At 59.9% G+C, this 19,785-nt stretch carries 23 protein-coding genes and 1 pseudogene; 12 read left to right on the forward strand and 12 right to left on the reverse strand.

The window, feature by feature from the left end:
- Position 1: 1 nt before the first annotated feature.
- The gene (locus tag ACMDB8_RS21375; protein WP_056725883.1) at positions 2-709 is read left to right on the forward strand and encodes a CTP synthase C-terminal region-related (seleno)protein; all 708 of its coding nucleotides are present in this window, start codon (positions 2-4) and stop codon (positions 707-709) included.
- Complete coding sequence (locus ACMDB8_RS21380) at positions 706-1,029, forward strand: antibiotic biosynthesis monooxygenase family protein (protein WP_056725885.1); 324 nt, start codon at positions 706-708, stop codon at positions 1,027-1,029. Before ACMDB8_RS21375 ends, ACMDB8_RS21380 begins: the two co-directional genes overlap by 4 nt.
- A gap of 145 nt (positions 1,030-1,174) precedes the next feature.
- Here the strand turns inward: ACMDB8_RS21380 and ACMDB8_RS21385 are convergent, their stop codons facing one another.
- Positions 1,175-1,501, reverse strand: coding sequence for a DUF2025 family protein (locus ACMDB8_RS21385; protein ID WP_409078363.1), 327 nt, complete (start codon positions 1,499-1,501; stop codon positions 1,175-1,177).
- A gap of 211 nt (positions 1,502-1,712) precedes the next feature.
- Here ACMDB8_RS21385 and ACMDB8_RS21390 point away from each other — a divergent pair, with 211 nt between their 5' ends.
- The 5 genes from ACMDB8_RS21390 (at position 1,713) to ACMDB8_RS21410 (ending at position 6,217) form a co-directional block, all read left to right on the forward strand.
- Positions 1,713-2,840, forward strand: coding sequence for a glycerophosphodiester phosphodiesterase (locus ACMDB8_RS21390; RefSeq protein ID WP_056725888.1), 1,128 nt, complete (start codon positions 1,713-1,715; stop codon positions 2,838-2,840).
- 208 nt (positions 2,841-3,048) lie between these two features.
- The gene (locus tag ACMDB8_RS21395; RefSeq protein WP_409078364.1) at positions 3,049-3,354 is read left to right on the forward strand and encodes a PepSY domain-containing protein; all 306 of its coding nucleotides are present in this window, start codon (positions 3,049-3,051) and stop codon (positions 3,352-3,354) included.
- A gap of 146 nt (positions 3,355-3,500) precedes the next feature.
- Positions 3,501-4,523, forward strand: a complete 1,023-nt coding sequence (locus ACMDB8_RS21400; protein WP_409078365.1) for a transporter — start codon at positions 3,501-3,503, stop codon at positions 4,521-4,523.
- A gap of 108 nt (positions 4,524-4,631) precedes the next feature.
- Positions 4,632-5,498, forward strand: coding sequence for a hypothetical protein (locus ACMDB8_RS21405; RefSeq protein ID WP_056725895.1), 867 nt, complete (start codon positions 4,632-4,634; stop codon positions 5,496-5,498).
- Positions 5,495-6,217: a TylF/MycF/NovP-related O-methyltransferase gene (locus ACMDB8_RS21410; protein WP_056725897.1), complete on the forward strand. Its 723-nt coding sequence runs from the start codon at positions 5,495-5,497 to the stop codon at positions 6,215-6,217. Before ACMDB8_RS21405 ends, ACMDB8_RS21410 begins: the two co-directional genes overlap by 4 nt.
- 106 nt (positions 6,218-6,323) lie before the next feature.
- On the opposite strand, the gene ACMDB8_RS21415 is transcribed toward ACMDB8_RS21410, so the two are convergent.
- Complete coding sequence (locus ACMDB8_RS21415; RefSeq protein WP_056726323.1) at positions 6,324-6,758, reverse strand: multidrug/biocide efflux PACE transporter; 435 nt, start codon at positions 6,756-6,758, stop codon at positions 6,324-6,326.
- A 90-nt stretch (positions 6,759-6,848) separates the two neighbouring features.
- On the opposite strand from ACMDB8_RS21415, the gene ACMDB8_RS21420 reads away from it, so the two are divergent.
- Positions 6,849-7,703 (forward strand): LysR family transcriptional regulator, encoded by an 855-nt coding sequence (locus tag ACMDB8_RS21420; RefSeq protein WP_056725899.1) that lies wholly within the window; start codon positions 6,849-6,851, stop codon positions 7,701-7,703.
- A gap of 135 nt (positions 7,704-7,838) precedes the next feature.
- On the opposite strand, the gene ACMDB8_RS21425 is transcribed toward ACMDB8_RS21420, so the two are convergent.
- The 3 genes from ACMDB8_RS21425 to ACMDB8_RS21435 form a co-directional block, all read right to left on the reverse strand.
- A complete protein-coding gene (locus ACMDB8_RS21425) occupies positions 7,839-9,074 on the reverse strand; it encodes an RNA polymerase sigma factor (RefSeq protein WP_409078366.1) in 1,236 nt (411 codons plus the stop codon).
- A gap of 1 nt (position 9,075) precedes the next feature.
- Positions 9,076-9,420 (reverse strand): YciI family protein, encoded by a 345-nt coding sequence (locus ACMDB8_RS21430; RefSeq protein WP_409078367.1) that lies wholly within the window; start codon positions 9,418-9,420, stop codon positions 9,076-9,078.
- Positions 9,421-9,492: 72 nt separating this feature from the next.
- The gene (locus ACMDB8_RS21435; RefSeq protein WP_409078368.1) at positions 9,493-9,918 is read right to left on the reverse strand and encodes a YybH family protein; all 426 of its coding nucleotides are present in this window, start codon (positions 9,916-9,918) and stop codon (positions 9,493-9,495) included.
- 141 nt (positions 9,919-10,059) lie between these two features.
- Between ACMDB8_RS21435 and ACMDB8_RS21440 the strand changes: the two genes are divergently transcribed.
- On the forward strand, positions 10,060-10,545 hold the full coding sequence (locus ACMDB8_RS21440) for a GNAT family N-acetyltransferase (protein ID WP_056725909.1): 486 nt from the start codon (positions 10,060-10,062) through the stop codon (positions 10,543-10,545).
- Between the two features lie 136 nt (positions 10,546-10,681).
- On the opposite strand, the gene ACMDB8_RS21445 is transcribed toward ACMDB8_RS21440, so the two are convergent.
- The 3 genes from ACMDB8_RS21445 to ACMDB8_RS21455 all read right to left on the reverse strand — a co-directional run bounded on the left by ACMDB8_RS21445 (position 10,682) and on the right by ACMDB8_RS21455 (position 12,483).
- A complete protein-coding gene (locus tag ACMDB8_RS21445; protein WP_223541258.1) occupies positions 10,682-11,170 on the reverse strand; it encodes a GNAT family N-acetyltransferase in 489 nt (162 codons plus the stop codon).
- Between the two features lie 97 nt (positions 11,171-11,267).
- Entirely contained in the window at positions 11,268-11,753 is a 486-nt protein-coding gene (locus tag ACMDB8_RS21450) for a GyrI-like domain-containing protein (protein WP_056725912.1), read from the reverse strand.
- 67 nt (positions 11,754-11,820) lie between these two features.
- Positions 11,821-12,483: a LysE family translocator gene (locus ACMDB8_RS21455; RefSeq protein WP_056725914.1), complete on the reverse strand. Its 663-nt coding sequence runs from the start codon at positions 12,481-12,483 to the stop codon at positions 11,821-11,823.
- A gap of 136 nt (positions 12,484-12,619) precedes the next feature.
- Here ACMDB8_RS21455 and alaC point away from each other — a divergent pair, with 136 nt between their 5' ends.
- Positions 12,620-13,828: an alanine transaminase gene (alaC, locus tag ACMDB8_RS21460; RefSeq protein ID WP_056725916.1), complete on the forward strand. Its 1,209-nt coding sequence runs from the start codon at positions 12,620-12,622 to the stop codon at positions 13,826-13,828.
- Between the two features lie 151 nt (positions 13,829-13,979).
- Here the strand turns inward: alaC and ACMDB8_RS21465 are convergent, their stop codons facing one another.
- Positions 13,980-15,332: a GntP family permease gene (locus tag ACMDB8_RS21465; protein ID WP_007974485.1), complete on the reverse strand. Its 1,353-nt coding sequence runs from the start codon at positions 15,330-15,332 to the stop codon at positions 13,980-13,982.
- An 81-nt stretch (positions 15,333-15,413) separates the two neighbouring features.
- Positions 15,414-15,947: a gluconokinase gene (locus ACMDB8_RS21470; protein WP_056725918.1), complete on the reverse strand. Its 534-nt coding sequence runs from the start codon at positions 15,945-15,947 to the stop codon at positions 15,414-15,416.
- 215 nt (positions 15,948-16,162) lie between these two features.
- Between ACMDB8_RS21470 and ACMDB8_RS21475 the strand changes: the two genes are divergently transcribed.
- Together ACMDB8_RS21475 and ACMDB8_RS21480 are read left to right on the forward strand one after the other, a co-directional pair.
- On the forward strand, positions 16,163-17,194 hold the full coding sequence (locus ACMDB8_RS21475; protein ID WP_056725920.1) for a LacI family DNA-binding transcriptional regulator: 1,032 nt from the start codon (positions 16,163-16,165) through the stop codon (positions 17,192-17,194).
- Positions 17,195-17,318: 124 nt separating this feature from the next.
- Positions 17,319-17,954, forward strand: a complete 636-nt coding sequence (locus ACMDB8_RS21480) for a glutathione S-transferase family protein (RefSeq protein ID WP_409078369.1) — start codon at positions 17,319-17,321, stop codon at positions 17,952-17,954.
- Positions 17,955-18,025: 71 nt separating this feature from the next.
- Here ACMDB8_RS21480 and ACMDB8_RS21485 read toward each other — a convergent pair whose 3' ends face one another.
- Both ACMDB8_RS21485 and ACMDB8_RS21490 read right to left on the reverse strand, forming a co-directional pair.
- A complete protein-coding gene (locus ACMDB8_RS21485; RefSeq protein WP_227698141.1) occupies positions 18,026-18,565 on the reverse strand; it encodes a methyl-accepting chemotaxis protein in 540 nt (179 codons plus the stop codon).
- A 9-nt stretch (positions 18,566-18,574) separates the two neighbouring features.
- Positions 18,575-19,435: pseudogene (locus tag ACMDB8_RS21490) on the reverse strand (PAS domain-containing protein); the annotation flags it as partial.
- Positions 19,436-19,785: the final 350 nt, after the last annotated feature.

Genomic DNA, 19,785 nt, shown 5'->3' on the forward strand with positions numbered 1-19,785 from the left:
CATGGAAACCCGCCCGATTCGCATCGCCCTGATCGGCGACTACGACCCGCAAGTCACCGCCCACCAGGCCATTCCTGTAGCTCTGGAAAAGGCCGCTGAACACAGCGGCCTGAACGTGCAATGGCATTGGCTGGCCACCGATGAGATCCACGCCGAGACACCGCTGCACAGATTCGACGGTTTCTGGTGTGTACCGGCCAGCCCTTACCGCAGCACGGACGGCGCATTAAAAGCGATCCGCTTTGCCCGCGAACAACGGCGACCTTTCCTCGGCACCTGCGGTGGTTTTCAACACGCGGTGCTGGAATATGCACGCAATGTACTGGGCTGGTCGGATGCCGAACACGGCGAGACAAATCCCGATGCCGCGCGAGCGCTGCTGACACCGCTGGCGTGCTCACTGGTGGAGGCCGTCGATACCATTCATTTACAGGAAGGCTCGTTGATTGCCCAAGCGTACGAAAACGCCGAGATTCGTGAAGGCTATCGCTGTCGTTATGGGATGAATCCGCAGTTCGAAGAGGAGTTGCTCAAGCGCGAACTTCACGCCGTCGGCCACGATTCTGAACACGGACTGCGGGCGGTCGAACTCGGTGATCATCCATTCTTTGTCGCGACCTTGTTCCAGCCCGAGCGGGCAGCGCTCAAGGGCGTCTTGCCGCCGTTGGTTGGCGCCTTTGTCGAAGCCTGTGCGGGGCGCTCGTCATGATCGCCGATACGCCAGCTGCGCCTTATTACGCGGTGATCTTCACCTCACTGCGTACCGAGGGTGACCAGGGTTACGCCGATGCGGCTGCACGGATGCTGGAACTGGTCCGTGAACAGCCGGGGTTTCTTGGAGTGGAGTCGGCGCGGGGCGAGGATGGGCTTGGGATTACGGTGTCGTACTGGGTCAGTGAAGCGGCGATTCTGGCGTGGAAGCATCATCCTGAGCATACGGCCATTCGCGAGCGTGGGCGCTCGACCTGGTATGCGCGGTGTCATACGCGGGTGTGCCGGGTTGAGCGGGCTTACGGATTCAATCAGTAACTGATTTAGAGTTCTTCAGGCCGCCATCGCGAGCAAGCTCGCTCCCACATTTTGATCCCGGTCGGTCACAACATTTGTGCGCGACAAAGATCTACTGTGGGAGCGAGCTTGCTCGCGATGGGACCAGTACAGTCACCGCAAAAACTCACCCCCGAACCAAACTGCGAACCGCCGAAATCTCCGGCACTTCCCGCCGGTTCATGTACACCCGCAACGGCTTGGTGATGTTGATCCGGTCATCGATGTTCTGGTCCAGCAACAACTGGATCAATTCGCGTTTGAGCGTCATGGTTTGCTCAGGCCCCGCGGCCCAGACGAATTCGCTGGTCGGGATGATGCCGTCGTCCGCCACGTCCATGCCAAACGAGTCTTCGCTGAAGCGCACGATGTAGTGCCCGGTCTTGCGGTTGAGGCCGACAAAGCCTTTGAGTTGGTCGGCAGCCTGGCAGATGAGCTGGGAAGTGATGCGCATGGTAAACCCCGCAATGGTGATCATTGGTTTGCACGCAGGGCCTGCGTTTCCCTCTGTCGGGGAAATTGCAGGGCCCCAGCGTACTGCAAACGGGCGCACAAAAGCGCTGACGAAAATCAGCTTTAGACAGGTTTATGTCGGCCTGGCGATAGCGCCTGCAAAGATGAATTGTTAAAAGGGACCGCTCACTTATTGCGAAAGGATCTCGACCATGCCCGCAACCTTTACCAAAAGCGCCCTGTTACTGAGCCTGTTGCTCGGTCTCGGCCACGCACAGGCCGCCAGCGAACCTGGCCCCTCGGCACTGGCGACCCGCTTGGGCATTCCGCATCCAGCGGTGATCGCCCACCGTGGCGCGTCGTTCGATGCGCCGGAATCCACCGCCGCCGCCTACAGAACTGCCCGCGACCTGGGCGCCGACTACCTGGAACTGGATCTGCAGCGCAGCAAGGATGGCGTGCTGTTCGCCCTGCACGACAACAATCTGCAACGCACCACCGACGTCGCCAGCAAATTCCCCGAGCGCAAGGACAGCCCCGCCAATGCGTTCACCATGGCCGAACTGAAAACCCTGGACGCGGGCAGCTGGTTCAATGCCGCGTACCCGGATCGCGCACGCCCGGCCTTCGCGGGCCTGAAGATCCTGACCCTCGATGAAATCATCGACATCGCCGAGGGCAACAGCCTGCACAAGCCCGGCCTGTACATCGAGACCAAGGAGCCCAAGCAGTTTCCCGGCATCGAACACGACCTCAAGGAAAAACTTCAGGACCGTGGCTGGCTGAGCCCGACCGCTTCGAAACTGGAAAAAAGCGAGCTGGCGGTCGGCCAGGGCAAAGGCAAGGTGATCCTGCAGACCTTCGAGAAGAGCAGCCTCGAACTGCTGCAAAAGGAGATGCCGAAGGTGCCGAAGATCCTGCTGTTGTGGGTCGGTGAAGGCAGTATCGAGCCCAAGTCAAAGGTGACATTTGCCGAGTCCGGCGAACAGGATAAAGCCGCGTACTACGCCAGACAGCAACCGAAGGACAAGGCCGAATTCCAGCAATGGGTCGACTACGCCAAGGCCCAGGGCGCCATCGGCACCGGCCCGTCCGCTGCACTGACCCAGGGTGGCGACCAGAGCTACTCGGATCTGGTGCAACCCTGGATGAACCAGTACACCCACGACCAGGGCCTGCTGGTACACGTCTACACCATCGACGATGCGGTGGACTACCGCAAAGTCATGGACGCCGGTGTCGACGGCATCTTCACCAATCGCGCCAGTGAGTTGTTGAAGTTCTATAAACGCCCGGCGGCGGCGAGTGTGGCGCAGGTGCTACAGAACAACGGGTATTGATCCACAATTGCGCAAAACCTGTGGGAGCGAGCTTGCTCGCGATAGGGCCATCAGCTTCAACATCCACGTTGACTGACACTCCGCTTTCGCGGGCAAGCCACGCTCCCGCCAGGGATTGATGCAAGACATGCCGGGGGTTTTAAGGGTGGATTAAGTTACACAGGCTAACCTGATCTCACTTGAACGGATCACCCAAGGAAAGAAGCCCATGAAGACCCTGACTGCTTTGTTTGCCGCTGCAACCCTGACCCTCACCGCCGGCCTGGCCCAGGCCGATGTGCGGGTCGATCAGATCCCGCAACTGGTCAAGGACGGCAAGATCAAGCCACTGGAAGACCTGAACAAGATCGCCCTGGATCTGCACCCGGGTGCAACGATTACCAAGACCGAACTGGACAACCACTTCAACGGTTACGAGTACGAAATCGAACTGCGTGACGCCAAGAACGTCGAGTGGGATGTGGACATCGATGCCTCCAACGGCAAGGTCCTGGAAAACAAACAGGACAAGTAATCCCGAAACAAATAAAAGCCGCGCGATGGGAACATCGCGCGGCTTTTGCGTTTTCTGAGCGTCACAAAAAAGTCATCAGCGCTTGCGATGATGCCGCTCACGTGAACCTGTAAAAACGTGACAGGCGCCTCCCCTTGCGAGTCCTCATGAACCACAGCATCGATCAAAGCCATCGCGACACGGATCTGTTCGGCCTGCTTTACGGTTTCAGCTTTCGCCCCGGTGAGGCCGGTCGGGAAATCAATTCCGCCGAGGCCTTGCAATACCTGCAACAGCCGCAAAGCGACGAGCAATTTCTCTGGCTGCACCTGAACCTCGCCCACGCCGCGTGCGAGCGCTGGATGAAAAGCCATCTGGAGTTGCCCGAGGAGTTTTTCGAAGCGCTGCACGAAGGCTCTCGCTCGACACGTATCGAGCATGTCGACTCCGCATTGCTGGCGGTGGTCAACGACGTGGTGTTCAACCTCAGCAACATGGTCTCCTCGGATGTCTCGACCCTATGGGTGTGCGCCCGCAGCCAATTGATCATCAGCGCCCGCCTGCAACCGCTGCACTCGGTGGACAAATTGCGCTCGTCGGTAAAGGCCCGGGAGTGCTTTCGCTCCCCGCTGGAGTTGCTGGTGCATTTGCTGCGCGACCAGGGTGAAGTGCTGACCCAGATCGTGCGCAAGACCAGTCAGAGCGTGGATCAGATCGAAGATGAATTGCTGTCCTCACGGCTATCGACCAACCGCGCCGAGCTGGGCGCCAATCGACGAGTGCTGGTGCGATTGCAACGGTTGCTGGCGCTGGAACCGGGTTCGTTGCTGCGCCTGCTCAACCGGCCGCCGCAATGGCTGCAAAAGGAAGACGTGAAGGAGTTGCGCAAATCCACCGAGGAGTTCGCGCTGATCATCAACGACCTCACGGCACTGGGTGAGCGGATCAAGCTGTTGCAGGAAGAGATCGCCGCCAACATCAACGAACAGACCAACCGCACGCTGTTCACCCTGACGGTGGTGACAGTGCTGGCGCTGCCGATCAATATCATCGCCGGTTTCTTCGGCATGAACGTCGGCGGCATTCCCCTGGCCGGCGACCCGGAGGGTTTCTGGATCCTGGTGGCACTGGTCGCAACCTTTACCGTGATCGCCGGGCGCTGGGCGTTTCGCAAGCAGCAGGATTATTGAACGCACCGCGGCGGGCAAAGGCATTGTGCTTTCGTTCAAAGTTGGCACTTCAGTTTGTCCGCGCGTTGCCGACTCTTAAGAGAGCCAAAGTATTCCTGGGTGAGAACCGTGAACTTATTCATCAATCAGTTGCACAAACACACTGATTTCAGAAGTGCGATCTACGCTGGCGACATCTTCCTCAACACCGAACTGAAAGCGGCAAAGGAACTCTGTGCCTTTGCCCAGGAAAGCATCACCGCCGCCTTCGATGGCGAGACCAACCACCAGGCGCTGCACACGCTGATGCCGGTGGAAGAGTTCGTGGTGCTGGTGACTCGCCTCAAGGGTCAGTTCACCAACAGCCTGCGCGCCAAGGAGCTGATCCGCAGCTTCACCGACGAAATCGGTGGCGCTGCGCAGGAGTTCATTTTCGACGTACCGCGCATCCGTGTCGTGCCCAACTACGACTACCTGCACGCTGGCGTCAGCTACGCCTACAAGCCCCATCGCGATACCTGGTACGGCGGTGTCGACTGCCAGATCAATACCTGGATGCCGGTCTACACGATCCAGCCCGAGCAGACCATGATGATCAACCCGGCCTACTTCGACGTCCCGGTGAAAAACACCTCGGCGCAGTGGAGCCTGTCCGACTGGATCGACGTGCAACGCCAGCGCGCCAAGGACAACGTCAAGGAAGAGGCGCGCCAGCACCCGGTACCCACCGAAGCGATCAACAACGCCTCTGAGCTGCGCATTGCCGGCAACACCGCCGAGATGCTGGTGTTCTCGGGTTCGCACCTGCACGGCACCGTGCCCAATTACACGCAACAAACCCGCTTCAGCGTGGACTTTCGCCTGATGCACCTCGACGACCTCAAGCAGCAGCGCGGCGCGATCAACGTCGACAGCGCCTGCCCGGATGTCGGCGCCGGTTTCAAAGACTACTTCCACGTCCACGACTTTTCGAATTTCCGAGGAATCCCGCAATGACCAAGCGTCGCATCACGCCCGCCGAAGCCCAGTACAACGAAACCCGTACCAACGTCCTGAAACGGGTCGATGCCGAATACGTGGCCGACGCGCCGTTCGTCTTCGCCAACCGCATTGGCGTGACCGCCGCATTGTCGCGTATGGAACTGTTCAAGAAAGTCGCCGAAGTACCGGGCGCGATCATTGAGTGCGGCGTGTACAAGGGCAACTCGCTGATGCTCTACATGCACCTGTCGATGATTCTCGAGCCGTATGCGATCAACCGCTCGATCGTGGGTTTCGACACCTTCGAAGGCTTCCAGAGCATCGACAAGAAAGAGGACCCGGCCGACGTCAACGAGACCATGTTCGCCGACACCGACCAGTCGCTGATCCAGGACATGATCGACGCCAACGACCTGTTGCGCCCGGTCAACCGCATTCCGCGTTGCGAGCTGGTCAAGGGCGACATCGTCAAGACCGTACCGGAGTGGGTCAAGACTCGTCCGGACCTGGTCGTGGCCATGCTGATCCTCGACACCGACCTGTACGAGTCGACCAAAGTCGCGCTGGAAACCTTCCTGCCGTACATGCCCAAAGGCGCGATCGTGGTGCTCGACGAAGTCGCCTACCGCAACTTCCCGGGCGAAACCAAGGCCCTGCGTGAAGTGCTCGACCTGAACAAGATCGAACTCAAGCGCCTGCCGTTCGATTCGTGCGTGGGTTACTTCCACGTCTGATCCAAAGACCTGGAATCTGATGCACAACCTGTGGGAGCGAGCTTGCTCGCTCCCACAAGGGCAGGTCTCAGACCTCTGACCCGCCCCCTCACCGCAAAAACACGACTCAGCAAACCTCGCGAGTCACCAGCATCCGCTCCCGAACCACGTCATACGCCCAGTGGTAGACGTAGGTGTACGGCAGGAAGAACAGCAACACACCGATATCCAGCACGAACGCCTGCCACAGGCTGACATTCAGCCACCAGGCGATCAGCGGCACGCCGAGGGCGACCAGACCGCCTTCGAACAACAGCGCATGCACCACACGGACCCAGGCGTTGTGGACGATGGAAAAGCGCTTGAGCATCCGGTCGAACATACCGTTGAACACCACGTTCCAGGCCAGGGCCAGGGCAGCCATGGCGATGGTCACAGCGCCCATGTCCAACATCGGTTTGTCCATGATCCAGGCCAGCAACGGGGTACAGATCAGGATGGCCAGCAGTTCGAAGCCGATGGCCTGGAAAATACGTTCAGTAATGGATTTGTTGGCGCTCATGGCCGAACTCCCTTGGGTGACGATGATTGCCATGATCCTTCATCAAGCCGATACTTCATAACCAATAACCATCGATCATGGCGATAGTTCATGGCATCTCACGAAGTGTTGCTGGCGTTTGTCGAAGCCGCGACCCAAGGCTCGTTTTCCGCCGCGGCGCGTAAATTGGGCCGCAGTCAATCGACCATCAGCGCGGCGGTGGCCAGCCTGGAAATCGACCTGAACCTGACCCTGTTCGACCGCAGCAGCCGCAAGCCCGGGCTGACCCCGGCCGGGCACGTCATGCTGCAACGGGCCGAAGAGATCCTGGCCGCCACCAGTCGCCTGGAAATAGCCGCCAGCCAACTGTCCCAAGGGGTGGAAGCGAAGCTGACGGTGGCGCTGTCCGATACCTATCAGTCGGACCGCTTCGAAGCCGCGCTCAGTGCCTTCGAGCAGCGTTACCCGGACCTGGAACTCGAATGCCTGATTGCCGAATGCGATGACCTGATGTCCCTGGTGCAAAGCGGTCGGGCGCAAATTGCCTTCGCCGAAATGCAGGACAGCTACCCGCCGGACCTGGTCAGTTCAACGGTGGACGAGCGCACGGAAATCGCCTTGTTCGTGTCCCCGACTCATCCGTTGGCGACGCTGGACTACGTCGACCGGGACGTACTGCAGCTGCACCGCGAACTGCGTCTGGCCACCATCATCAATCCCTATGAAAGTCGGGCGAAGGGCCGCGTCTGGTCGGCGCCGAGTTATCTGATGCTGCTGGAAATGGCCCAGGGCGGATTCGGCTGGGCGCCGTTACCCCGCTGGCTGGTCGAGCGGTTCGGGCCCGACACGCTGCGGGAACTGGTGGTGCGCGGCTGGCCGAAAATGGTGTCGGTGGATGCGTTGTGGTCGCGGCTGAATCCGCCGGGGCCGGCGGGTAGCTGGTTGTTGGGCAAGATGCTGGAATAGCGGCGCGGCCATTCGCGAGCAAGTCGGATCGCCGCACCGCCGCTCCCACAGGTTATTGTGTCGGTCATAAAATTTGTGTGCACCACTTGCCCCTGTGGGAGCGGGCTTGCTCGCGAAGAGGCCAGCAAGGACACATCAATCCAGTGCCTTGAGCCGCTCTTCGATAAACCGCCGCTCCGGCTCTTGCCGGGTCAACGCCAGCGCCCGCTCCCACGCAGCCCGCGCCTCTTGCTTGCGGCCCAGTTGCCGACAGAACTGCGCCCGCGCCGAATGCGCCAGGTGGTAGTCGAGCAGTTCTCCCCGCTCCAGGATGGCGTCGACCAAGGTCAACCCCGCCAGTGGACCATCGCGTTGCGATATCGCCGCGGCACGATTCAACTCGATCACCGGCGACGGCACCGCTCGCAGCAAGACGTCATACAGACCGACAATCTGCGGCCAATCGGTTTCCCCCGCCGTCGGGGCTTCGGCGTGTACCGCCGCGATCGCCGCTTGCAGGCAATAGGGTCCGAATCGCCCCATGGTCAGCGCCTGTTCGACCAGCGTGCAGCCTTCACTGATCAACCCGGCGTCCCACAGCGAACGGTCCTGTTCGTCCAGCACAATCAGCTCGCCGCTGACCGAAGTCCTGGCCGGGCGGCGCGACTCGTGCAGCAGCATCAACGCCAGCAAGCCCATCACCTCAGGCTCCGGCAGCAGCTCCACCAGCAACCGGCCGAGACGGATCGCTTCGCGGGTCAAATCCTCGCGGATCAGTTCGGCCCCGATGGACGCCGAGTATCCTTCGTTGAACACCAGGTAAATCACCCGCAATACGCTGTCCAGACGCTCGGGCAACTCAGCCAGTGTCGGCACTTGATAGGGGATTTTCGCATCGCGGATCTTCGCCTTGGCGCGCACGATCCGCTGGGCGATGGTGGCCGGTGCCGAAAGAAAGGCCCGGGCGATTTCTTCAGTGGTCAGGTCGCAGACTTCGCGCAGCGTCAGCGGCACTTGTGCGTCCGCCGCCAGGGCCGGGTGGCAGCAAGTGAAGATCAGCCGCAGGCGATCGTCTTCCACGTCTTCATCACTCCAGTCGGCCTGCTCCAGTTCCTCCAGCTGCGCGATCAGCAAAGGCTGCGACGCGGCAAAACGTGCACGCCGGCGCAAGGCATCGATGGCCTTGAAGCGCCCCGCGGACACTAGCCAGGCCCGTGGATTGTCCGGCACGCCGTCACGCTGCCAGCGTTCGACCGCGATGAAAAACGCCTCGTGCAAGGCCTCTTCAGCAAGGTCGAAGTCGCCGAGCAGGCGGATCAAGGTTGCGAGGATTCGCCGCGAATCCTCGCGATAGACCTGCTCGACCCGCGCCTGAACCGGCAGCCCAGGCATCTTAGGGATTCAACTGCCGAACGGGGCGCACTTCTACACTGCCGACCCGGGCCGCCGGAATGTTGCCGGCGACCTGGATGGCTTCGTTGAGGTCCTTGGCATCGATCAGATAAAAACCGGCCAACTGCTCCTTGGTTTCAGCGAACGGGCCGTCAGTGATCGACATCTTGCCGTTGCGCATGCGCACCGTGGTGGCGGTCTGCACCGACTCCAGCGCCTCGGCAGCGACCATCCGGCCGCTGCCCTGGACCGACTCGGCGTAGGCCATGCACTCTTCGTCCTTCGGGCTTTCCGGCAGCGAATGCAGCAGGCGCTCATCGCTGTAGACCAGGCATAAGTACTTCATCACGCTCTCCTTATTGAACGGATCAACTATGGCCGCGAATCGGCACTTTGGCGCAGCTTTCGATAAAACAACTCAGGGCTTGAGGTCGAACAGCGCCGCGCCGGTCTGCATGTCGAACGGCGCCGACCAGTGCTCATGGACGATCTGCCACAACCCGTCTTCCTGGCGATAGCACGCACTGCCGCGCATCCAGCAGGACTGGGTCTCGCCCTTGTCGTTGGTGCCGCCGCAATGGGCCAGCCAATGGGCGAAGGCGATCTCCTGGGACGCCTCGATACGGATGTCCTGGAACTCGAAAATGTGCGGGCCGGGGCACATTTTCATGCAGTCCTCCCAATGCGCGCGGTATGCCTCCTTGCCCTTGAATTGCAGGGCCTTGACCGCGTCGAAGGAGACGATGTCGTCGGCATACAGGGTCATGACTTTATCCACGTCCTTGGCCATTACGGCCTGACGATAGGTTTCGATCAGGTTCTGGATCTGGGTTTGCGAGTTCATGGTGGTTCTCCGTGGTTTTTATTGGAAGACACCCTTAGTCGTCTGGCGATCCGGCGAATCGACAGAAGAAATAAAAATAATCCATAACGCCAGACTCGCTAGAATCCGAGACTCATTTTCAGTTGGAAACAGGACACGCCAGTGACAGCCCGACTCGTGCCTTATGAAAGCCTGAACACGCTGCAGCGCCAACAGGTCGAGGCCATCGAAGTGCATCCGGAGCAAATCAAGTTCTCGGGTGACATCCACGGCGCCTTGCACACGCTGCTGTCCAGGCCCGGACCCGGCGTCAAGGGGTTCGCCCTGCTGGCCGAGGATGTGCCCGTCGCGTTCCTGCTGCTCAAGCGCCCGCCGGTGTTGCCGGCCTGGGCCGATGAACACAGCGCCACCCTGCATGCGCTGCAAGTCGATCAACGCGCCCAGGGCAAGGGCTATGGCAAGGCCTGTCTGCAGGCGCTGCCCGAGGCTGCGCGCCTGGCCTGGCCGGAAATCAGGGGGCTGGAGTTGTCGGTGGATGCCGATAACGAAGCCGCCATCGCTCTGTATGCCAGGTTTGGCTTTGTCGACAGCGGCGAGGCATACAAGGGCCGGATCGGCTATGAGCGGCGGATGGGGTTGGTGTTTTGAACACGGCCCCCACCAACACCACAAAACCACTGTGGGAGCGAGCTTGCTCGCGATAGCGGATGATCAGTCGACATCTCTGTTGAATGTTACGCCCCCATCGCGAGCAAGCTCGCTCCCACAGGGAATCTACGTCGGATCAGAGTTCGAGCACCATCTCATGCCACGCCATGCCGCCATGGTCGGACGCCGAAGGCTTGATATAGGCAAAGCCGAAACCGGCATACAACGGAATGTGCCGCTCCTTGCACATCAGGTTGATGGTGACCTTGCCCATCCCACGCATGCGCTCGATGAACTCACCCATCAGTCGCTTGGCCAAGCCTCGCCCCTGATAATCCGGGTGCACTACCACCGACATGATCACCACGTGCGGTCCGGCCGGGTCGTGACCGATCAGTTCCTTGAACGCTTCGTCCGACATTTCCACCTGGAACGCCGCACCGGAATTGATGAATCCGGCGACTACCCCGTCCACTTCCGCAACGATAAAACCCTCGGGCCAGGTCGCGATGCGGGTGGCGATCTTCTCGCGGGTCGCGGCCTCGTCACCTTCATAGGCAAGGGTTTCGATGGCAAAGCAGCGGTCCAGATCGGCGGGAGTGACGTTGCGGATGACGGTGTTCATGGCAGCTCGGAATCAGCATGGGAAAGGCTGGGGATAATAAATCAGCCGCTGTGGGACATCGAGAGACGAATCGGCCGATCCGCCTCTCGTGCAGGTGTCATGCCTTGATCGGCAGCCAGATTTCCAGCTTGCCGGTGTTGAGCTTGGGGTTGAAGTCTTCGCTGTAGCGCTCGAACTCCGGGGCCGCCAATAGCTCGTGGCCGGACTGCGGCAGCCAAGTGCCATGGATGTACTGGAAGGTTTGCGGCAGGGTGTCCAGCGATCCCTTGTGTTCAAACACCACGTACTGTTGTGGCTGAACTTCTACCCAGCGGTAGGTTTCCGGCAAGTCGTCGAGCTTGCTGATCTCGACTCCGGCGATGTAATCGAAGCCGCCCTTGCCGTCGAAATTGCAGCAGACGCCGTAGGTCACTTCGCCTTTTTGGCCCGGAATGTTCCCAATGTGGGGCTCGAGCTTTTCCCAGAGATCGGGAATGTCTTTAGTGGTCTCTTGGGTAAACCGTCCGCCAAGCCCTGCGATCAGCAGGAAGTGTCCGTGTTCAAAGCGTGGTTCCGTCACTTCGACGCGTGTTTGCTCATCCATGGCTCGACTCCTGACGCATAAAAATGGGTTCGGCTGGGAGTATAGAAGCCAAACCAGATTCGCCCAATTACAGTGCGTGCAATTGCTCGACGGCAGCGGCGCCAACAAACTCGTTGTAACCCGATAGGATCACGTAGACCGCGAAATAACAGAAGATCGCTGCCGATGCCATGTAGGAATAACGCAGCAACTTGTCCCCCAGCAACTTGCCGCCATGGCTCGCGGCAAAGCACAAGCCGGCCGACCAGAGCAGCCCGGCACAGAGGAAACCGCCGAGAAACAGTGCCGAGCTGAGCGGGCCACCGCCACCGGAGCGGGCGATCAGCGTGCCGCCCACCGCGGCGAACCAGAGAATGGCGCTGGGCGAAGACATGGCAAGAAAAATCCCGCGGAAAAATTCCTTGCGGTGGGAGTTGTTCCCGACCTCTGCCGTCTCGGCCAGCAGCGCTTCGTGGTGAATCGCCGAATAGATCATCTTCGCCGCGAAGTACACCAGCAGCGCCGAGCCACCGATCCACAACACCCAGCGCACGGTTTCGTATTGCAGCAACACGGTCATGCCGGCCAGTGCCAGTACTGCGTAGATCAGGTCGCCGACACAGGTCCCCAACCCCAGGGCAAAGCCCTGGAAATAGCCGCGCTGCATGGCCAGGGTGATCATTGCGATGTTGGCCACGCCGATATCCAGGCACAGCGAAAGGCTCAGCAAGAAGCCGCTGGTAAATTCCATCAACCCTATCCTTCGGACAAATTTGTTTACATAGAGGCTGGACAGTCTGCCACAGCTGCCCGTACATTCCGCCACAGGTCACCACTGACCTACGTCGCTCGGACGGTTCCGGGCGCTTACGTTATCCGAGGCAACAATGGCCGAACAAGGTTCGCCGCGCCGCTTTGCGCGCATAGATCGACTCCCCCCTTACGTTTTCAACATCACCGCCGAGCTGAAGATGGCCGCCCGTCGTCGTGGCGAAGACATCATCGACTTGAGCATGGGCAACCCCGACGGCGCCACGCCGCCGCACATCGTCGAAAAACTTGTGCAGGTCGCCCAGCGCGAAGACACCCATGGTTACTCCACCTCCAAGGGCATTCCGCGCCTGCGCCGGGCGATTTCCAACTGGTACAAGGACCGTTACGAGGTCGACATCGACCCGGAAAGCGAAGCCATTGTCACCATCGGTTCCAAGGAAGGCCTGGCGCACCTGATGCTGGCCACCCTCGACCAGGGCGACACCGTGCTGGTGCCGAACCCGAGCTACCCGATTCACATCTACGGTGCGGTGATTGCCGGCGCCCAGGTGCGGTCGGTGCCGCTGGTGCCAGGCGTGGATTTCTTCGCTGAACTGGAGCGGGCCATTCGCGGTTCGATCCCCAAGCCGAAGATGATGATCCTCGGCTTCCCGTCCAACCCTACCGCCCAGTGCGTGGAGCTGGACTTCTTCGAGCGGGTGATCGCCCTCGCCAAGCAGTACGACGTACTGGTGGTGCACGACCTGGCCTACGCCGACATCGTCTACGACGGCTGGAAAGCCCCGTCGATCATGCAGGTACCCGGTGCCAAGGACATTGCGGTGGAGTTTTTCACCCTGTCCAAGAGCTACAACATGGCCGGCTGGCGCATTGGCTTCATGGTCGGCAACCCGGAACTGGTCAACGCCCTGGCGCGGATCAAGAGCTACCACGACTACGGCACCTTCACCCCGCTGCAAGTGGCGGCCATCGCTGCGCTTGAAGGCGATCAGCAATGCGTGCGCGACATCGCCGAGCAGTATCGGCAGCGGCGCAACGTGCTGGTCAAGGGCCTGCATGAACTGGGCTGGATGGTGGAAAACCCGAAAGCCTCGATGTACGTCTGGGCCAAGATTCCCGAGGCTTATGCGCACCTGGGCTCACTGGAATTCGCCAAGAAACTGCTGGCCGAAGCCAAGGTGTGTGTCTCGCCGGGCGTCGGGTTTGGCGAGTATGGCGATGATCACGTGCGCTTCGCCCTGATCGAAAACCAGGACCGGATTCGCCAGGCCGTACGCGGGATTCGCGGGATGTTCAGAGCGGATGGCCTAGTCACTAAGTAACACGATGACCTGTAGGAGCTGCCGCAGGCTGCGATCTTTTGATCTTGCCGTGTAGAGTCAAAAGATCGCAGCCTCGTTACACTCGGCAGCTCCTACAGGTCACCCACAAAAAAACCGCATCGCTGCGGTTTTTTTGTGTCTGTCGATTCGCTTAGACGAACAGCGACAACAACAGGATAAAGCCCAGGCCAACCACGGAGAGGATGGTTTCCATCGCGGTCCAGGTCTTGAAGGTTTCGGCCACGGTCATGTTGAAGTACTGCTTGACCAGCCAGAAACCGGCGTCGTTGACGTGGGACAGGATCAGGGAGCCTGCACCGGTGGCCAGCACCAGCAGTTCACGGTTCACACCCGGGATCATCCCCACCACCGGCACCACGATGCCGGCGCCAGTGATGGTCGCCACGGTCGCCGAACCGGTGGCGATACGGATCACCGCCGCCACCAGCCAGGCCAGCAGGATCGGCGAGATCTGTGCGTTCACCGCCATGTGGCCGATCACGTCACCCACGCCGCTGGTCACCAGCATCTGCTTGAAGCCGCCACCGGCACCGATGATCAGGATGATCGCGGCGGTCGGCGCGAGGCTCGCATCCAGCCATTTCATCATTTGGCTGGAACCGATGCCCTGCTTGTAGCCGAAGGTATACAGCGACAGCAGCAATGCCAGCAGCAATGCCGAAATCGGGTGACCGATCAGGTCCATGAAAGCGCGGAAGATGTTGCCATCGGGCAGCACCACGTCGGCAAACGTCTTGAGCAGCATCAGGAACACCGGCAGCAGCACGGTCACCAGCGTGATGCCGAAGCTCGGCAGTTCAGCCGAATCGGTTTCGCGCGCCAGTTGATCCACCAGCTCCTGGTTCGGATGACCGGGAATGTGCTTGGCAATGAACGTACCGAAGATCGGGCCGGCAATGATGGCGGTTGGCAGCGCAACGATCAGGCCGTACAGAATGGTCTTGCCGATGTCGGCACCGAACACGCCGATGGCCAGCAACGGGCCCGGGTGCGGTGGCACCAGGCCGTGCACCGCGGACAGACCAGCCAGCAGCGGGATACCGATCTTGATGATCGACACGCCGGTGCGGCGGGCCACGATGAACACCAGCGGAATCAGCAACACGAAGCCGATTTCGAAGAACAGCGGAATGCCGACCAGGAACGCGGCGAACATCATCGCCCACTGCACCTTGTCCTTGCCGAAGGCGCGGATCAACGTCTGCGCAATCTGATCCGCACCGCCTGATTCGGCCATCATTTTGCCGAGCATCGTGCCCAGCGCGAGGATGATGCCGACAAAACCAAGCACGCCACCGAAGCCGTCCTGGAACGCCTTGATGATCGTGCCGATCGGCATGCCGGAGGTCAGCCCGAGGAAGGCTGCGGCGATGATCAGTGCGAGGAATGGGTGCAACTTGAACTTGGTGATCAGGACGATAAGCCCGATCACCGTGACCACTGCATCGAGCAGCAGGAACGTCTCGTGGGACATGCCAAACATTAGGGGTGTCTCCTGGTTGTTGTTGTTATTAAAGCGGGTTGATCAGAAGTCGTGAGGACAGCGCTGTCTTTGCAAACACAGTCATACCGCCTGCTTCAGGCCGTTCGCCTGCCACCAAGCATGAGCCTGCGCCGCCAGTTGCTCGACGTTATGGGTCGAAGCATCCAGCGCCAGGGTCAATGGCTCGCCGACGGGCGATTCGAGGGTGGCGAACTGGCTGTCGATCAGGGTCGACGGCATGAAGTGGCCTGGCCGATGGGAGACACGGTCGGCGGCGACTTCGGGAGTCAACTCAAGGAACACGAAGCCCAGGCCCGGCAAGGCACTGCGCAGACGTTCGCGATAGATATGCTTGAGCGCCGAACAGGTCAGCACCGGGCGCTGGCCCTTGGCGTCGACACGGCGCAGTTCATCGCACAGGCTGTCGAGCCAGCCGGCACGGTCTTCATCGTTCAGGGGAATACCCGCGCTCATCTTTTCGATATTGGCGGCAGGGTGAAAAGAGTCGCCTTCAATGGCAGTGGCGCCGCTCAAATGGCACAGGGCCTCGCTGACGCACGTCTTGCCGCAACCGGCAACGCCCATGATGACCAGGGCGGTGATGGGATGATTCATGTAACACCTCAGCGCGCAGACAGCGCTACCTTTGCCAGTTATGACACTAGACCAAAAGCAGAAGTTGCCGACGCCTTTCTTGTCATTTTATGGGTTGCAGCAGGTTAGGTCCCGACACCAAAAAGCAAGGATCAGGCGAACCCTTGCTCACGCATTTGCAGCTGCATCGAGACAGCGCTACCTTAGTGCCTTGAATTTTGTTTGGCAAGCCGTCGATGAACACAACCAAGAACGATAAAAATACCCGCACCACTGGCCGCCCTACCCTGAACGAAGTTGCCCGACTGGCCGGCGTCAGCCCGATCACCGCCTCCCGCGCGTTGCGTGGCGTCAGCACCGTGGCCACCGAACTGGTGGAAAAGGTGCAGAAAGCGGCGCTGGAACTCAACTATGTGGTCAACCCTGCCGCCCGCGCCCTGGCCTCAGCCCAGAGCCAATCGGTGGTGGTGTTGGTGCCTTCATTATCCAATTTGCTGTTCATCGACACCCTGGAAGCCATTCATCGGGTTTTGCGCCCCAAGGGCTTCGAAGTGCTGATCGGCAACTTCCATTATTCGCGCGATGAAGAAGAAAACCTGCTGCGCAACTACATGGCCTATCAACCCCGCGGCTTGTTGCTGACGGGTTTCGACCGCACTGAAAGTTCGCGGCGGATGATCGAAGCCAGCAACATTCCGTGTGTGTACATGATGGAACTGGACAGCGCCGCCGGGCTCAATTGCGTTGGCTTTTCGCAACTGGCCGCCGGCGAAACGGCCGCCGAACACTTGCTGTCCCGCGGCCGCAAACGCCTGGCCTACATCGGCGCGCAACTGGACCAGCGTACCTTGCTGCGCGGCGAAGGTTTCCGCAAGGCCCTGCAAAAGGCCGGTTTGTATGACCCGGACCTGGAAGTGCTGACGCCCCGCTCCTCCTCCGTCGGCCTCGGTGGCGAGTTGTTCCTGCAACTGCTGGCCAGTCATCCGGATGTCGATGCGATCTTCTTCGGCAACGATGACCTGGCCCAGGGCGCCCTGCTTGAAGCCATGCGCTGCGGGATCAAGATCCCGGAACAAGTGGCGATCCTCGGCTTCAACGACTTGCCCATGTCCGAACACATGGTTCCGCGCCTGAGCAGCATCAACACCCCACGCGAAGCCATCGGCCGCCGCGCGGCGGAGCAGATGCTGACGCTGATGGCCGGCAACACCGTGGCCAGGCCGGTGCAGGACATGGGGTTTGAGTTGAAGGTGCGCGAGAGTACATAGTTTCCCGTCTCGCCAAGTGTAGGAGCTGCCGAAGGCTGCGATCTCTAAAAATCAAGATCAAAAGATCGCAGCCTTCGGCAGCTCCTACAATTGCATATACGCCTTTCGCGATGGAGCAGCTCAAATGGAACATACATTGAAGATTCTCGGCAAAGCCTCGTCCATCAACGTCCGAAAAGTGCTGTGGACCTGTGAGGAGCTGGGCATAACCTACGAACGCGAGGACTGGGGCAGTGGTTTTGCATCCACCCACAGCCCCGAGTTCCTGCGCTTCAATCCCAACGCACAGGTGCCGGTGATCATCGATGAGGCCGGCGTGTTGTGGGAATCCAATACCATCTGCCGCTATCTGGCCGGCAAACACCAACACCAGCACGATCTGCTGCCCGTCGAACCGGCGGCACGCGCCCGGGTTGAGCAGTGGATGGACTGGCAAGCCACCGAGCTCAATCCGTCCTGGAGCTATGCGTTCATGGCGCTGGTGCGCAAGGACCCGGAGTTCCAGGACGCCCATCGCCTGGAAGTCGGCATCCGCGGCTGGAACCAGAAAATGGGCATCCTCGAGCATCAACTCGCGACCACCAAGGCGTATGTCGCCGGGCCACGCTTTACCCTGGCCGACGTTGTCATCGGTTTGTCGGTCAACCGCTGGCTGATGACGCCGATCGACCGGCCCGACTACCCCGCCGTCGATGAGTATTTCAAACGCCTGGCGCAACACCCCGGTTTCCTGAAGCATTGCTGCAACGGCTTACCCTGAATGGCCACAGGTTGCCGCCACACACAATAAAAAAGGGTCCCTCTACCGGGACCCTTTTTCATTTGCCGCGACTAGTTCAATTGCAATGTCGAATTGAACTGACTGATCGCATCCACCACATGCCGCGAACCCTGTTGGATTTCCAGAATCACCTCCCCTGCCTCATTCGCCAATTCAACGCCGAGCCCGGTTCGACTCAGGCTCGATTGCATGCTCGACACCGCGCTGAGCGACAAATCGTGGTTCTTGCGCACCACCTCGACAATCTCCAGCGTCGCCTGACTGGTGCGTGCCGCGAGGCTGCGCACTTCATCGGCCACCACCGCAAACCCGCGCCCGTGCTCACCAGCGCGGGCCGCTTCGATTGCCGCGTTGAGCGCCAGCAGGTTGGTCTGATCGGCAATGCCGCGAATGGTCTGCACGATGGTGCCGATGATGTCGGACTGTTTGCTCACGGCGTCGATACTCAGTGCCGCCTCGTTCAAATCCCGGGAAATATCCTGGATGATCTGCACCGTCTGCTGCACCACTTCGGAACCCTTGCGCGCGCAGACGTCGTTTTGCACTGAAGTGCTGTGGGCCGATTCTGCGGCGGTTTGCAGGGTGGTCATCTGGTGGGTGATATCGCTGGCGAACTTGACCACTTTGTATAACCGCCCCTTGGCGTCGAACAACGGGTTGTAGGACGCCTCCAGGAATACCGTCTGACCTTGCTTGTTCCTGCGTTCGAAACGGTGGGAGTGATATTCGCCACGGTTAAGCGAAGCCCAGAAATTCCGGTAACCCTGGGACTCGGATTCGGCACGGTGGCAGAACAGGCTGTGATGCTGCCCCACCACTTCATTGAGCGAGTACTGCATGGTTTTCAGGAAGTTCTCGTTGGCGCTGATGACCTTGCCTTCGGGCGTGAACTCGATCACGGCCATTGAACGACCGATCGCGGCGAGCCTGCTTTCGTTTTCGTGTTCCTTGTTGATCCGTGCGGTGATGTCGGTGGCTACCTTGATCACACTTTTCACCTGCCGGTCAGGGCCCAGCACCGGCATGTAGCTGGCTTCGAGCCAGATCTCCCGGCCACTCTTGTGCAAGCGCAAAAAGGTCCCGCTCAGCGGCTCGCCCCGCGCCAGGTCACGCCACAACCTGGTGTACTCGTCGCTGCGGTAATACTGCTCCTCGCAAAAGACCCGGTGATGCTTGCCGCGCACTTCGTCGGCGCTGTAGCCCATGGCATTGCAAAAGTTTTCGTTGGCATCGATGACGGTGCCATCCGGGGTGAACTCAATCATCGCCATCGAACGACTGATCGCCGCCAACTTGGCATTGGCCTCAGTCAGCGCACAGCTGAAGCGTTCGATTTCCAGCAGGTCAGCCTTGTGATGTAGGTTGAACATGGTTGTATCACCTTCAGCGCGGTTTTTGATTGATGAAAGTTGCAGGTCTTTCACATCCACCACTACGTTCCACGGAACAGGCACACGCATCCCTCCAAAAAAGAAGGACTAGTCAGGTGATAATTGATGATCAATCGGAGGGTCCTTACAGCGACACGCTCATCAAGACATCCTTCTCTTGATAGCCCGCATGCGGGCCAGCCCTAACAGGTTCACAACAAATTCCATTTAACGGACAACTCCCTGTCACCAAGTGTTGGTGCGTTCGTTTGCGCACTCTTTCGCCAAGCCATCAACCGCCCCATCACGGCCGATATGGTTAGTTACAGCTGATCATAGACAGCAACCTTGGGCTTGCAAGGCCACTAGTCGGCCAGCATTGAGGACAAAAACGATTCAGCTGCTTGTTGGGGGTTGCCGCCCGTCGAGCATGAGAACGG

Origin of the sequence: Pseudomonas monachiensis (assembly GCF_047345015.1) — a bacterium.
Lineage (GTDB): Bacteria > Pseudomonadota > Gammaproteobacteria > Pseudomonadales > Pseudomonadaceae > Aquipseudomonas > Aquipseudomonas monachiensis.

Excerpts from the sequence above, each read along its gene's own strand:
- ACMDB8_RS21400 (WP_409078365.1), top strand. The coding sequence starts at position 3,501 with ATGAACCACAGCATCGATCAAAGCCATCGCGACACGGATCTGTTCGGC.
- ACMDB8_RS21415 (WP_056726323.1), bottom strand. The coding sequence starts at position 6,758 with ATGAGCGCCAACAAATCCATTACTGAACGTATTTTCCAGGCCATCGGC.
- ACMDB8_RS21395 (WP_409078364.1), top strand. The coding sequence starts at position 3,049 with ATGAAGACCCTGACTGCTTTGTTTGCCGCTGCAACCCTGACCCTCACC.
- ACMDB8_RS21425 (WP_409078366.1), bottom strand. The coding sequence starts at position 9,074 with ATGCCTGGGCTGCCGGTTCAGGCGCGGGTCGAGCAGGTCTATCGCGAG.
- ACMDB8_RS21485 (WP_227698141.1), bottom strand. The coding sequence starts at position 18,565 with ATGACCACCCTGCAAACCGCCGCAGAATCGGCCCACAGCACTTCAGTG.
- ACMDB8_RS21410 (WP_056725897.1), top strand. The coding sequence starts at position 5,495 with ATGACCAAGCGTCGCATCACGCCCGCCGAAGCCCAGTACAACGAAACC.
- ACMDB8_RS21445 (WP_223541258.1), bottom strand. The coding sequence starts at position 11,170 with ATGAACACCGTCATCCGCAACGTCACTCCCGCCGATCTGGACCGCTGC.
- ACMDB8_RS21450 (WP_056725912.1), bottom strand. The coding sequence starts at position 11,753 with ATGGATGAGCAAACACGCGTCGAAGTGACGGAACCACGCTTTGAACAC.
- ACMDB8_RS21430 (WP_409078367.1), bottom strand. The coding sequence starts at position 9,420 with ATGAAGTACTTATGCCTGGTCTACAGCGATGAGCGCCTGCTGCATTCG.
- ACMDB8_RS21435 (WP_409078368.1), bottom strand. The coding sequence starts at position 9,918 with ATGAACTCGCAAACCCAGATCCAGAACCTGATCGAAACCTATCGTCAG.
- ACMDB8_RS21455 (WP_056725914.1), bottom strand. The coding sequence starts at position 12,483 with ATGGAATTTACCAGCGGCTTCTTGCTGAGCCTTTCGCTGTGCCTGGAT.
- ACMDB8_RS21465 (WP_007974485.1), bottom strand. The coding sequence starts at position 15,332 with ATGTTTGGCATGTCCCACGAGACGTTCCTGCTGCTCGATGCAGTGGTC.
- ACMDB8_RS21475 (WP_056725920.1), top strand. The coding sequence starts at position 16,163 with ATGAACACAACCAAGAACGATAAAAATACCCGCACCACTGGCCGCCCT.
- ACMDB8_RS21470 (WP_056725918.1), bottom strand. The coding sequence starts at position 15,947 with ATGAATCATCCCATCACCGCCCTGGTCATCATGGGCGTTGCCGGTTGC.
- ACMDB8_RS21375 (WP_056725883.1), top strand. The coding sequence starts at position 2 with ATGGAAACCCGCCCGATTCGCATCGCCCTGATCGGCGACTACGACCCG.
- alaC (WP_056725916.1), top strand. The coding sequence starts at position 12,620 with ATGGCCGAACAAGGTTCGCCGCGCCGCTTTGCGCGCATAGATCGACTC.
- ACMDB8_RS21380 (WP_056725885.1), top strand. The coding sequence starts at position 706 with ATGATCGCCGATACGCCAGCTGCGCCTTATTACGCGGTGATCTTCACC.
- ACMDB8_RS21390 (WP_056725888.1), top strand. The coding sequence starts at position 1,713 with ATGCCCGCAACCTTTACCAAAAGCGCCCTGTTACTGAGCCTGTTGCTC.
- ACMDB8_RS21480 (WP_409078369.1), top strand. The coding sequence starts at position 17,319 with ATGGAACATACATTGAAGATTCTCGGCAAAGCCTCGTCCATCAACGTC.
- ACMDB8_RS21385 (WP_409078363.1), bottom strand. The coding sequence starts at position 1,501 with ATGCGCATCACTTCCCAGCTCATCTGCCAGGCTGCCGACCAACTCAAA.
- ACMDB8_RS21420 (WP_056725899.1), top strand. The coding sequence starts at position 6,849 with ATGGCATCTCACGAAGTGTTGCTGGCGTTTGTCGAAGCCGCGACCCAA.